This window comes from Pseudomonas sp. WS 5010, from assembly GCF_012985565.1.
Lineage (GTDB): Bacteria > Pseudomonadota > Gammaproteobacteria > Pseudomonadales > Pseudomonadaceae > Aquipseudomonas.
In genome coordinates this window covers 524,931-537,833 of record NZ_JAAQWQ010000006.1, presented here as the reverse complement: position 1 = coordinate 537,833, position 12,903 = coordinate 524,931, and the positions used below count along the sequence as shown (strand labels likewise).

The 12,903-nt window shown below is 62.1% G+C and carries 11 protein-coding genes; 2 read left to right on the top strand and 9 right to left on the bottom strand.

Annotated elements, in window-relative coordinates:
• Positions 1-2: 2 nt before the first annotated feature.
• From HBO11_RS22605 to HBO11_RS22565, 9 genes are all read right to left on the bottom strand, one after another.
• On the bottom strand, positions 3-812 hold the full coding sequence (locus HBO11_RS22605; RefSeq protein ID WP_169953911.1) for a MetQ/NlpA family ABC transporter substrate-binding protein: 810 nt from the start codon (positions 810-812) through the stop codon (positions 3-5).
• A gap of 144 nt (positions 813-956) precedes the next feature.
• Positions 957-2,309: an LLM class flavin-dependent oxidoreductase gene (locus HBO11_RS22600; RefSeq protein WP_169953910.1), complete on the bottom strand. Its 1,353-nt coding sequence runs from the start codon at positions 2,307-2,309 to the stop codon at positions 957-959.
• A complete protein-coding gene (locus tag HBO11_RS22595; RefSeq protein WP_169953909.1) occupies positions 2,309-3,502 on the bottom strand; it encodes an SfnB family sulfur acquisition oxidoreductase in 1,194 nt (397 codons plus the stop codon). Before HBO11_RS22595 ends, HBO11_RS22600 begins: the two co-directional genes overlap by 1 nt.
• Before the next feature lie 23 nt (positions 3,503-3,525).
• Positions 3,526-4,767 (bottom strand): SfnB family sulfur acquisition oxidoreductase, encoded by a 1,242-nt coding sequence (locus HBO11_RS22590; RefSeq protein ID WP_169953908.1) that lies wholly within the window; start codon positions 4,765-4,767, stop codon positions 3,526-3,528.
• A 185-nt stretch (positions 4,768-4,952) separates the two neighbouring features.
• On the bottom strand, positions 4,953-5,729 hold the full coding sequence (locus HBO11_RS22585; protein ID WP_169953907.1) for a hypothetical protein: 777 nt from the start codon (positions 5,727-5,729) through the stop codon (positions 4,953-4,955).
• Between the two features lie 304 nt (positions 5,730-6,033).
• Complete coding sequence (gene tcyN / locus HBO11_RS22580; protein WP_169953906.1) at positions 6,034-6,780, bottom strand: L-cystine ABC transporter ATP-binding protein TcyN; 747 nt, start codon at positions 6,778-6,780, stop codon at positions 6,034-6,036.
• Between the two features lie 3 nt (positions 6,781-6,783).
• Positions 6,784-7,449, bottom strand: coding sequence for a cystine ABC transporter permease (gene tcyL, locus HBO11_RS22575; protein WP_169953905.1), 666 nt, complete (start codon positions 7,447-7,449; stop codon positions 6,784-6,786).
• Positions 7,449-8,243: a cystine ABC transporter substrate-binding protein gene (tcyJ, locus tag HBO11_RS22570; protein WP_169953904.1), complete on the bottom strand. Its 795-nt coding sequence runs from the start codon at positions 8,241-8,243 to the stop codon at positions 7,449-7,451. Before tcyJ ends, tcyL begins: the two co-directional genes overlap by 1 nt.
• A gap of 177 nt (positions 8,244-8,420) precedes the next feature.
• A complete protein-coding gene (locus HBO11_RS22565; protein WP_169953903.1) occupies positions 8,421-9,413 on the bottom strand; it encodes a D-cysteine desulfhydrase in 993 nt (330 codons plus the stop codon).
• A gap of 167 nt (positions 9,414-9,580) precedes the next feature.
• On the opposite strand from HBO11_RS22565, the gene epsC reads away from it, so the two are divergent.
• Both epsC and betT read left to right on the top strand, forming a co-directional pair.
• Entirely contained in the window at positions 9,581-10,507 is a 927-nt protein-coding gene (epsC, locus tag HBO11_RS22560; protein ID WP_169953902.1) for a serine O-acetyltransferase EpsC, read from the top strand.
• Between the two features lie 408 nt (positions 10,508-10,915).
• On the top strand, positions 10,916-12,877 hold the full coding sequence (gene betT, locus HBO11_RS22555; protein WP_169954008.1) for a choline transporter BetT: 1,962 nt from the start codon (positions 10,916-10,918) through the stop codon (positions 12,875-12,877).
• The last annotated feature ends 26 nt before the right edge of the window (positions 12,878-12,903 follow it).

Here is a 12,903-nt window from a genome sequence, read left to right as displayed (position 1 = left end):
GTTCAGCCTTCCCAACCGACTTGGTACAGCGTGCCGAGGGATTTATCCAGGGCAGCACGCACCACCGGCGAATGCTGGTAGATCTCGACGAACTTGATCACCCGCGGGTCGGTTGTGCCTTTGGGTTGGGTCACGAACTGGATCACGTATTCCGGGTGGTCGAGGCCGTCGAACAGCAGCGCCGACTCGGCATTGAAGGTCTTGGACAGGCGGATGTAGGCCGGGTAGCCCTGCACCAGGTCGGCATCGTCATAGGCGCGTACCAGCTGCACTGCTTCGACTTGCAGGATCTTGAGCTTTTTCGGGTTGGCGACGATGTCTTCTTCGGTGGCCTTGTAGCCCACGCCCGGCTTGAGGGTGATCAAGCCCGCCTTGGCCAGCAGTTGCAGGCCGCGCCCGCTGTTGATCGGGTCGTTGGCGATGGCCACGCTGGCGCCCTGGGGCAGCTCATCGAAGCTTTTGTATTTTTTCGAGTACAGGCCGACGTTGTTGATGATCCCCGGTTTGAACGGCACCAGGTCAAAACCGGCGGCGGCCTTGGCGTTTTCCAGGAACGGAATGTGCTGGAAGTAATTCACGTCGATATCGCCGGCGGCGAGGCTGACGTTGGGCGCGATCCAGTCGGTGAACTCCACCAGCTCGACTTTCAGGCCCTGTTTGCCGGCCTCTTCGACGGCGGCTTCCAGGGGGATGGCGAAGGCCGCCGTGGTGCCGACTTTCAGCGGCGCATCGGCGGCAAACACCGCCGAGCTGAACAGGCCGAGGGCCAGGGCCAGTGCTTTGACTGGGTGGGACAGCAGTGTTTTTTTCATGGTCGATTTCCAGTCATAAGGTGTGGGGAAAAACAACGAAGATCTAATGTGGGAGCTGGCTTGCCTGCGATAACGGTGTGTCAGTGCCAACTGCATCAACTGGCACACCGCTATCGCAGGCAAGCCAGCTCCCACATTTTTGGTTTAGTGGCGGTAGTGAGAGCCGGTGTGTTGTTCGGGTAAGCGAGCATCGCGGTGGAACACTTTCTCGCGCAGCGTCCCGCTCTCATAAGCGGTCTTGTACGACCCCCGTTTTTGCAACTCCGGAATCACCAACTCGATGAAATGCACATAGCTCTCCGGCGTAACAATGCGCGTCAGGTTGAAGCCATCCAGGCCGGTCTCGCTGATCCAGGATTCCAGCTCATCAGCCACCTGCGCGGGTGAGCCCACCAGGGTGATATAGCGCCCGCCCAACGCGTGTTGCTCCAACAACTTGCGACGGGTCCAGTCGTTGTTCTGCAAGGCTTTGGTGGCCGATTGGATCGCGTTGCTCTTCACGTACTGGATCGGTTCATCCAGCTCGTATTGCGAGAAGTCGATGGCGGTGGAGGCGCTGAAATGCGCCACCCCGGCCTCGGCGCTGGCGTAGCTCAGGTACTCGGCATGCTTGGCCCAGGCCAGTGCCTCGGTGGCGCCGACAATCACGTTGAGGCCCATGAACACCTTGATATCGTCCGGGTTGCGCCCGGCCTCGACCGCGCTGGCGCGCACCTTGTCCACTTGCACCTTGGTCGCGGCCTTGTTCTGCCCGCTGATGAACACGCACTCGGCATGGCGCCCGGCGAACAGCAGTCCGCGCTCCGAACTGCCGGCCTGGAACAACACTGGCGTGCGCTGCGGCGACGGCTCGCACAGGTGATAACCCTCCACCTGATAGAACTCGCCGTGGTGCTCGACCTTGTGCACCTTGCCCGGTTGGGCATAGATCCGTTGTTGCGGGTCGTTGAGTACCGCGTCGTCTTCCCAACTGCCTTCCCACAGCTTGTACAGCACCTCCAGGTACTCGTCGGCCTGGTCGTAGCGCCGGTCATGTTCGACCTGCTCGGTGAGGCCCATGGCCTTGGCGGCGCTGTCCAGATAGCCGGTGACGATGTTCCAGCCCACCCGGCCACGGCTCAGGTGATCGAGGGTGGACATGCGCCGGGCGAACAGATAGGGCGGCTCGTAAGTCAGGTTGGCGGTCAGGCCGAAGCCGAGGTTTTTCGTCACCGCAGCCATGGCCGAGACCAGCAGCAGCGGGTCGTTGACCGGCAGCTGGATCGACTCCTTGAGCGGCACATCGACCGAGCCTTGATAGACGTCGTACACGCCAACGATGTCGGCGATAAACAAGCCGTCGAATAGCCCGCGCTCCAGCAGTTGCGCCAGTTCGGTCCAGTATTCGACGCTCTTGTACTGGGTCGAGGTATCCCGTGGGTGCGTCCACAGGCCATGGTTGATATGCCCGATGCAGTTCATGTTGAAGGCATTGAGCAGGATCTTTTTCTTCGCCATCAGATGGTCCCCCGCAGCGGCGGGTTTTCATCGTTGAGGTAATAATTGCCGACTGCGTGGTACTTCCAGCGCACCGGGTCGTGCAGGGTGTGCACCCGGGCGTTGCGCCAGTGGCGGTCCAGGCCATGTTCGGCGAGGGTTGCCTGGCTGCCGGCGAGTTCGAACAGAGTGCTGCCGGCGGCCAGGGAAATCTCCGTGCTCAGGGCGCGCGCTTCGGCCACGGCGATCGATGCCGCAGCGACGGTGTGTGCGGTGCTGTCGGCCTGGGCGCGGTCGAGGAATTCGCCGGAGCGCTCCAGCAGGGCTTCGGTGGCGTGCAGGCGGACGCTCAGGTGGCCGAAGCTTTTCAGGGTCAGCGGGTCTTCGCTGGCCTTGTCATTGCCCGAGTCGATCCATGGGCGGGTCTTGGTGCGCACAAAATGCAGGGCGTCTTCAAAGGCCGCGCGGGCGATGCCGGTGTCGATGGCCGCGTGAAGGATCTGCGCCAGCGGGCCTACTGTGGTCGGGCGCTCGAAGGCGCTCTGGAACGGGATCACGTCTTCGGCGGCGACCCACACATTGTCGAACACCACCGAGCCGCTGCCGGTGGTGCGCTGGCCAAAGCCGCTCCAGTCGTCGATCACCGTCAGGCCCTGGCTGTCATGCGGCACGAAGGCCAGTTGCTGCACGCCGAGTTCATCCACCACCGAGGTGGGAATGCGCTGGGCGTAGATCGCGCCGGTGGCGTAGAACTTGCGGCCGCTGATGCGAAATCCGTCGCCCTCGCGCACAAGTTTCGTCACCCGGTCATGGGCGGTCTTGGTGCCCAGTTCCGCCAGGGCATTGCCAAAGCGCTGGCCGGCCAGCACCTCGGCGTACAGGCGTTGTTGCTGCGCCGGGCTGCCATTTACGCGCAGCACTTCCAGGGCATAGAAATGGTTTTGCGGGATCTGCCCCAACGAGGCATCGGCCTGGGCGATCAGGGCAATGACCTTGGCCAGGGTGACGTTGGATACGCCAGCGCCGCCGTATGCCTTGGGTACGCTGATGCCCCACAGGCCGGAGCGGGAAAAGGCTTCCAGCTCGGCGTGTGGCAGGCGGCGTTCGCGGTCGCGCAGGGCGCTGTCGCGGCGAAAGTCTTCGGCCAGGTCGCTGGCGACAATCAGGGCTTGCTCGTCGCTGGTGATGACCGCGACGGGATGGGAAAGCGTCATGTTTTTCTCCAGATGTCTGGTCGTCAGATCCAGGAATGCCGGGCCGGCAATGTTCCGTTGAGGTGCCAGGCGCCCACCGCGTGATATTTCCAGCGCACTGGGTCGTGCAAGGTGTGCACCCGTGCATTGCGCCAGTGACGGTCGAGGTTGAATTCGGCGAGGGTGGCGCGGCTGCCGGCCAGTTCGAAGAGCTTCTCGCTGACCAGCAGCGAGACTTCGGTGGTCAGCACCTTCGCTTGCGCCACGGCAATCGAGGCCCGGGCGGCGGAGTGTTCGGTGATGGGCGCGGCGCTGACCTGGTCCAGCACCTGGCCGGCCTTGCGCAGCAGGGCTTCGGCGGCATGCAGTTCGATTTTCAGCTTGCCGATGTCAGCGATCACATAGAGGTCGTCGCTGGCCCGTTCGACCTTGGCGTCGATCCAAGGCCGCGAGCGTTCGCGGACAAAATTGATGGTGTCGTCGAGGGCGCCACGGGCGATGCCGGCGTCGATGGCGGCCTGGATCAATTGCGAGACTGCGCCCTGGATGCCTGGGGTCTGCCCCAGGCGCCAGGTCGGCACCACCAGGTCGGCATCTACCGGCACGTTGTTTAGCAGCACGGTGCCGCTGGCGGTGGTGCGTTGGCCAAAGCCCGACCAGTCATCGACGATGCGCAATCCCGGGGTGCCACGCCGTACAAAAGCCATGACCTGGCGGCCTTCGTCGTCCAGGGCCTTGACCGCGACCCAATGGGCAAACAGTGCGCCGGTGGAGTAGAACTTCTGGCCGTTGATGACAAAGCCGTCACCCTCGGCGCTGATCCGGGCCTTCACATCCAGGGTATTTTTAGTGCCGCGTTCCGGCCCGCCGTTGCCGATGCGCCAGCCGTCGAGGACGCTTTGGAACAGCTGCTTTTTCTGTTCCTGGCTGGCGGCGCCTTGCAGCACGTGGAGGATGCCGAAGTGGTTCTGCGGGATCTGCCCCAGGGCCGGGTCGACGGCGCTGATAATCGCGAACACTTCGGCCAGGGTCACAAACGACACTTGTGGGCCACCGTATTCGCGGGGGATGGAAATGCTGCCCAGGCCGCTGCGGGTGAACTGTTCGATTTCGGCCCAAGGCAGTTTGCGCTGGCGGTCACGCAGGCCGGCTTGCAAGCGGGCGGCCTGGGCAAGCTCGTGAGCGGCGGCGAGGGCTTCACTGTCGTTGCGCAGCACCTTGGCGGGCAGTAGCAGCGGGGCGATATCCAGATCGCTCTGGAGGGGCGATTGCGCCAAGTTAGACATCGGTGCGCCCCTGCGTGGCTACACGTAATGCCCTGGCGTTGTGCACCGGGGTAATTTTGACCATACCTACCTCACATCCGTGGAAAAGCTAAAAAATCAGGAATGTCCGGTGGTCCGGTGCATATACCCTAAGCGTGTTTATTTTTTAAATAAACTAACTTTTAGGAATATGCATAGAAGGTCTGTCACCCCGGCTCGCACGGTGAGCCAGGACGCCGTGGCTGGTACACCGACAAGGCCTCGGCCGGGCCTGGGGCTTTGGCCTGGGCGATGCTCACGATGCGCCCGGGCGCCCAGCGCGAGTTGTTGCCCACGCGGTCGATCACGCAGTAGGTGACCTCCTGGCGCGCGTCGTCCCCCGCTTCGAGGATCAGCGTCGAAGGCACCCAAACCTGCACGGGCCGCCCCACCCCGGTGGGGTGGATGGGGGGCAGGTCCAGGCGCGCATCGCCCCAGCGCAGGGTGATTGCATCTCCGGCGGCCATGTTCAGGTAGGGCTCGATGGTCAATGGCACGCCCCGGCGGATCTGGCTGGGGTTGACGCCATGGCGGCGGATGGTTTCAGGCAGGCCCACAGGGGCCAGGTTCTGGTTTTCTGCGCCACACAGCACCGATGGCGGGCCGCCCGGGCAGGCGGTCTTGACCTGCACCCGGGTAATCATCGAGCGCGCCGGGCCGCGCCCCACTTGCATGACCCGGTAGTGAATCCGTGCGGCACCATTTTGCACAAAGCTTTCCGGTACCCGCAGGCTGCTGGGCTGGCCGATATCGGCGGCGCTCACGCGCTTGGAGGCGGCAAAGCAGTTGTTCCAGAACAGCTCGATCAAGTCGCCCTTGCCCATGTCCGGGTAGGGGGCGATATCGACCTGCAAATAGGTGGCGGCCTGCGCGTTGATACCTTGTTTGAGAGCCTGGGGCACTGTCGGCGCGGCGAGCATGGCCAGGGGGGGAATGTGCTTCATAAATAATCTCCTTGATGCAGCCAGCAGCGATCGTTCCGAACCTCAGGCATGGGGTTCGAAAGGAACGTTTTTTTGAAAAGCCAGGATAGGATCCAATCCAGTGGGCCCTAGATAAGAGGGTTGGCCAGGGGGCGTCAATGGAGGCAAAAGGCTAAACGGCGGGTTGGGGATTATTCAGAAGGGTCTTACTGATGGCTGCTATTAAAGGCGGCTTTGATAGGCGCTTTGCCCAATGATTACGGGGACTTTTCCGAAAGGGAGGATACATGTGGGAGCCGGCAAGCCGGCTCCTACAAGGGCAGGGTCAGTGGGTGAGGAATTTGCTGAGGAACTGTCGGGTGCGTTCTTCTTTGGGGTTGGCAAACAACGCCTTGGCGTCGCCTTGCTCGACGATGACGCCCTTGTCGAAAAAGACCACGCGGTTGGCCACGTCCCGGGCAAAACTCATTTCGTGGGTGACGATGACCATGGTGCGGTTCTCTTCGGCAAGGCTGCGGATGGTCGCCAGTACTTCGCCCACCAGCTCCGGGTCGAGGGCCGAGGTCGGCTCATCGAACAGGATCACTTCCGGCTCCATCGCCAAGGCCCGGGCAATGGCCACCCGTTGCTGCTGGCCACCGGACAGGCGCCGTGGATAGGCGTCTTCCTTGCCTGCCAGGCCGACCTTGGCCAGCAGGGCCCGCCCGAGACGGTCGGCGGCGTCGCGCGGCATCTTCTTGACCACCAGGGGGCCTTCGATGACGTTTTCCAGGGCGGTGCGATGGGGGAACAGGTTGAAGTTCTGGAACACAAAGCCCACATGCTGGCGCAGGCGCCGCACCAGGGCCTGTTGCTGGTTGAGCGGACGGCTGCCGTCGATCTCGATGTCGCCGACCTTGATCCGGCCGCTGGTGGGTTCTTCGAGGAAGTTCAGGCAGCGCAGGAAGGTGGTCTTGCCGGAGCCGCTGGGGCCAATGATGGCGACAACTTCGCCTTCCTTGACCTCCAGGTCGATCCCATTGAGCACCACCTGACCCTTGAATTGTTTGGTCAGTTTTTCAACCACGATCATGCTTCAAGACTCCAGGTCATGCCGGTTGACCCGGTCTTCCAGGCGGTTCTGAAAATGCGCCAGGATGCTTGCCAGGACCCAGTAGACCAGGGCCGCAGACAGGTACATGGTGAAAATTTCGAAGGTGCGCGCCGATACCAATTGGGCCTGGCGGAACAGCTCGGGCACCTGGATGGTGGCGGCCAGCGCCGTGTCCTTGACCAGCGAAATAAAACTATTGCCCAAGGGCGGCAGGGCCGTGCGCATCGCCTGCGGCAAGATGGCCCGGCGCAGGGTCTGCGCGCGGGTCATGCCGATACTGGCGGCAGCTTCCCACTGGCCACGCTCGATGGAGCCGATGGCCGCGCGCAGGATTTCACAGGCGTAGGCGGCCATGTTCAGCGAGAAGCCGATCATCGCCGCCGGGATCGGGTCCAGCTCGATACCCACTTGCGGCAAGCCGTAGTAGATCAAAAACAGCTGCACCAGCAACGGCGTGCCGCGAAAGAACGAGACATAGACCCTGGCCGTCCAGCTCAAAAGCTTGAAGCGCGACAGGCGCATCAAGGCCAGGCCGAAGCCTAGCAGCAAGCCGAAAAACATCCCGCCGAGGCTGAGGATCACCGTGTAATACGCGCCCTTGAGCAAAAAGGGCGCGGAGTCGAGCGCGAGTTGGAAACCTGCTTCCATTATTGAGTGACGTCAGCGTTGAAGTATTTCTCGGACAGCTTCTTCAAAGTGCCGTCGGCGCGCAGTTTATCGAGGGCCTGGTTGACCGCCTCAAGCAGCTCCGGCTCGCCTTTGCGCAGGGCAATCCCTGATTCCTGGCGGGAGAAGGCGTCACCGGCAGCGGCAGTGTCCTTGGCTTTTTTCGCATATTCCAGGGCCGCCAGGCGGTCGATCAGAATCGCGTCGATACGGCCGATGCGCAGGTCCTGGAACTTGGTCGGGTCGTCGTTATAGGTCTTGATGATGGCTTTGGGTTGGTTGTCCTTGAGCCATTGTTCGTAGTTGGTGCCAAGGCCCACCCCGACTTTCTTGCCGGCCAGATCGTCGGCGGTCTTGATGGTGTCGACGTTTTTCGCCAGGGTCAGCGCCTGGATCCCGGAGACGGTGTAGGGCTTGGAGAAATCGTATTTTTTCTTGCGCTCTTCGGAGATCGTCACCTGGTTGACCACCGCGTCGAGGCGCTTGGATTCCAGGGCCGCGAGGATGCCGTCCCACGGGGTGGCCTGCAGCTTGACCTTGACGCCCAGCTCCTTGGCCAGGGCTTCGGACAGCTCGACTTCAAAGCCGCTGAGCTTGCCGTCTTCATCGACGAAGCTGAACGGCGGGTAGGTGCCTTCCAGGCCGATCTTGATCTCGCCGGCCTTCTTGATATTGCCCAGCTGTTCGCCGGCAACCGCCTGGCCCAACAACCCGGCGCCAAGGGCCAGGCCCAAAGTGCCAACCAGCAACGTACGACGCAATACAGAAATAGTCATGACAAGCCCCTGTGCTTTTTATGGTGTGCGAAGCAGGTGACGCAGTGGTCGTATCCTGCCCTAAAAACGCGGTGTGTGGGAGCGCGACTATAGGGCGAGTTTTAAAGCGTTAAAAATAATATAAATTAAGTTTTATATTCCATTTTTGCATATCAGGTGCAGATTCAATGTGTCCAGTCAGAACACTGAATCATAGGCAAACAACGCCGGCGCCCCCCCGGTGTGCAGGAAGATGATCGGGCCTTCCCCGAACGCGCCGCGACCGATGCCATCGAGCAACCCGGCCATGGCCTTGCCGGTGTAGACCGGGTCCAGCAACAGGCCTTCCTGACTCGCCAGCAGCTTGATTGCCGCCAGGGTGCCGGCGTTGGGTTCGCCATAGCGCGGGGCGAAGTATTCATCCCACAAAATCACTTTGAACGCGTCGGGTACCGCCACCCCCAGCAATTGCGCCGTGCGTTCGGCCAGGCCTTGGACCTTGGGCCGTTGCGCCTCGTCGGTGCGCGACACGGTGACGCCAATCACCGGCAAGTCCGGCAGCACTTCGCTCAACGCCAGGGCCAGGCCGCTGTGGGTGCCGGCGCTGCCCGAGGCCAGGACCACCGCCGCAAACTGCAGGCCGCTGTCCTGGATCTGCCCGGCCAATTCCAGCCCGGCCCGCACATAGCCCAGGGCACCCAGGGCGTTGGAGCCGCCGATTGGCACCAGATAGGGGGTCTTGCCGTTGCTGCGCAGGCGCTCGGCCAGGGCGTGGAGTTGCTCGTCGGCGTTGTCCAGGTTTTCGACCAGTTCGACCTTGGCGTCGAACAACTCGACCAACAAGCGGTTGCCGTTGCCCAGGTAGTTGGGGTCGTCGGTGCCCGTGGGGTTTTCCAGCAGGGCGACACAGCCCAGGCCCAGCTTGGCGGCGAGGGCTGCGGTCTGGCGCACATGGTTGGACTGGATCGCGCCGGCGGTGATCAGCGTATCGGCGCCCTGGGCCAAGGCATCGGCGGCGAGGTATTCGAGCTTGCGCAGTTTGTTGCCGCCCATGGCCAGCGGCGTGGTGTCGTCGCGCTTGACGTAGATATCACGGCCCAGCCAGGTCGACAGTCGTTCGAGTTTTTCCAGGGCGGTGGCGCCAACCAGTAGTTCCAGACGGTTAAAACGCTCGAGCTGTTGTTTGATCATGGTTACGCACGGGTAATAGAAGATGGGAGGGACTATAGGCAGGGCTTTTTGCGCGGGCAACCGCCAGTTGCTTATGTCAGAACGTTATGAGCATCGCACCATTGGTTATTAAGAGCGGCCCGGTTGCATACCGTAAAGTGATGGCCATTACCTCAGGAGGGATTACCGTGAGCGAGCGTTCCAGTCATTGGCAATTACAGACCATCGTCAGCCAGTTGCGCGGCGCCCGGGATCAGTGGCGTAGGCGCAACGGCCGGGTCAGCGGCGAGCAGGGCGGTCGCGAGTTACCTTCCCGTGATGCGATGGCGCAGATTCTTGAAGCGCTGTGCGGCGCACTGTTCCCCATGCGCCTGGGGCCGGTGGATTTGCGCGAGGAGAGTGAGGATTTCTACGTCGGCCATACCCTCGATGTGGCGCTCAATGCCCTGCTCGCCCAGGCACGCCTGGAGTTGCGCTATGCCGCACGCCAAGGCGGCCGGGCCGATAATGAAGTCGATGCATTGGCCATTCGCCTGATCCAGGATTTTGCCCTGGCCTTGCCGGCGCTGCGCAGTCTGTTGGACACCGATGTGCTGGCGGCCTATCACGGCGACCCGGCCGCGCGCAGTGTGGATGAGGTGTTGCTGTGCTATCCGGGGATCCTCGCGGTGATCCACCATCGCCTGGCCCACCATTTGTATCGCGCCGGGCTGCCTTTGCTCGCGCGGATCAGCGCGGAAATCGCCCATTCGGCGACCGGCATCGATATTCACCCCGGTGCGCAGATCGGCCCGAGTTTCTTTATCGACCACGGCACGGGTGTGGTGATTGGCGAGACGGCGATCATTGGTGAGAGGGTGCGCATTTATCAAGCGGTGACCCTGGGCGCCAAGCGTTTCCCGGCGGATGAGGACGGGCAGTTGCAGAAGGGCCATCCACGGCACCCGATTGTCGAGGACGATGTGGTGATTTACGCCGGGGCGACGATCCTGGGGCGCATCACCATCGGCCAGGGCTCGACCATTGGCGGCAACGTGTGGCTGACGCGCAGCGTGCCGGCGGGGGCGAACATCACGCAGGCGAATTTGCAGCATGATGATGGTACGCAGAAGTAGTGACGACCTAATGTGGGAGCGGGCTTGTGTGGGAGCGGGCTTGCCCGCGATGGCGGTAGGCCAGTCAAATACCGCTAACCTGACACTCCGCTATCGCGGGCAAGCCCGCTCCCACAGGGGATAGCATTTCAATTTAGGTAAGCAATCGCTGAACGTTTTGCCTCTCCCATCCGTCATACCCTTCCTTGAGCTAGTGTAGGCATTACCTACCACTCAGCCCTGCGATTAGTCCCAGACCGCCTATCCATGTTTAACTTGAACGTTCGTTCAAGTTAAACCGGTGGTTCGCTGCCCGCTCACAACAGGAGGCTTACCTTTGCTGAGTCCGTTTTATACAGCCACATCCCACACCCTCGAGGTGCACGGTTCATGAGTGCATCGTCTGTCCCTCCAAGCGGCCTGGTGCGCATGAATGCGCCGGTGTTTTACTTCGCCGCCAGCTTCATCCTGCTGTTTGGTGTCACCGTAATCGCGATCCCCGAACAGGCCGGCGCCTGGTTGCTGGCCGCGCAAAACTGGGCGGCCAATACGGTCGGCTGGTACTACATGCTGGCGATGACCCTGTATCTGATCTTCGTGGTGGTCACCGCGTTGTCTGGCTACGGCAAGATCAAACTCGGTGCCGACCACGACGAGCCCGAATTCAGTTACCTGTCCTGGGCCGGCATGCTGTTTGCCGCCGGAATCAGCATCACGCTGTTTTTCTTTTGCGTCTCGGAACCCTTGACCCACCTGGTGCAACCGCCCCAGGGCGAGGCCTTGAACGCCGACGCGGCGCGCCAGGCCATGCAGGTGCTGTTCCTGCATTGGGGCCTGCATGGCTGGGGTGTATTTGCGTTTGTCGGCATGGCCCTGGCGTACTTCGCCTACCGGCATAACCTGCCGCTGGCCTTGCGTTCGGCGCTGTATCCGCTGATCGGCAAGCGCATCAATGGCCCCATCGGCTACGCGGTGGATGGCTTCGGCATTATCGCCACGGTGTTCGGCCTGGGGGCTGACATGGGCTTTGGGGTGCTGCACCTCAACTCGGGCCTGGACTACCTGTTTGGCATCGCCCACACCCAATGGATCCAGGTCGGCCTGATCACCCTGATGATGGGCGCGGCGATCCTGGTTGCGGTGGCCGGTGTCGACAAGGGCGTGAGGGTCATGTCCGACATCAACATGCTGCTGGCCTGTGCGCTGCTGCTGTTTGTGTTGTTCGCCGGGCCCACCCAGCATTTGCTCAACACCCTGATCCAGAACATCGGTGACTACCTCGGCGCGTTGCCGAGCAAGAGTTTTGATGTGTACGCCTACGACAAGCCCAGCGACTGGCTCGGCGGTTGGACGGTGTTCTACTGGGCCTGGTGGATCGCCTGGTCGCCGTTCGTGGGCCTGTTCATCGCACGGATCTCCCGTGGTCGCACCATCCGCGAGTTCGTCTTTGGCGTACTGCTGATCCCGCTGGGCTTCACCCTGGCGTGGATGTCGATCTTCGGCAACAGCGCGATTGACCAGGTGCTCAACCACGGCATGGTTGCCCTGGGTCAGTCGGCCATCGACGACCCGTCGATGAGCCTGTACCTGCTGCTGGAAACCTACCCGTGGAGCAAGACCGTGATCGCCGTCACGGTGTTTATCAGCTTTGTGTTCTTTGTCACTTCGGCCGACTCCGGCACCGTGGTGCTGTCGACCCTGTCGTCCAAGGGCGGCAACGCCGATGAAGACGGGCCCAAGTGGCTGCGGGTGTTCTGGGGCGCGATGACGGCGCTGGTGACCAGCGCCTTGCTGTTTGCCGGTAGCATCGACTCGCTCAAGTCCGCGGTGGTGCTGACTTCGCTGCCGTTCTCGATGATCCTGCTGTTGATGATGTGGGGGCTGCACAAGGCGTTCTACCTCGAATCCCAGAAGCAGATCGCCCAACTGCACTCCCTGGCCCCGGTGTCGGCATCACGCAAGGGCCGTGGCGGCTGGCGCCAGCGCTTGAGCCAGGCGGTGCATTTCCCTTCACGGGACGAGGTCTACCGCTTCCTCGAAACCACGGTCCGCCCGGCGATTGAAGAAGTGACCGCCGTGTTTGTCGAGAAGGGCCTGAACGTGGTCACCCAGCCCGACCCGTCCAACGACAGCGTCAGCCTGGAAATCGGCCACGGCGAAGAGCATCCGTTTGTCTACCAGGTGCAGATGCGCGGCTACTTCACGCCGTCCTTTGCCCGTGGCGGCATGGGTTCCAAAGAGATGAACAACCGTCGCTACTACCGCGCCGAAGTGCACTTGAGCGAGGGCAGCCAGGACTACGACCTGGTGGGCTACACCAAGGAGCAGATCATCAACGACATCCTCGACCAGTACGAGCGGCACTTGCAGTTCCTGCATTTGGTCCGCTGAAACCTGTAGGAGCCGGCCTACCGGCT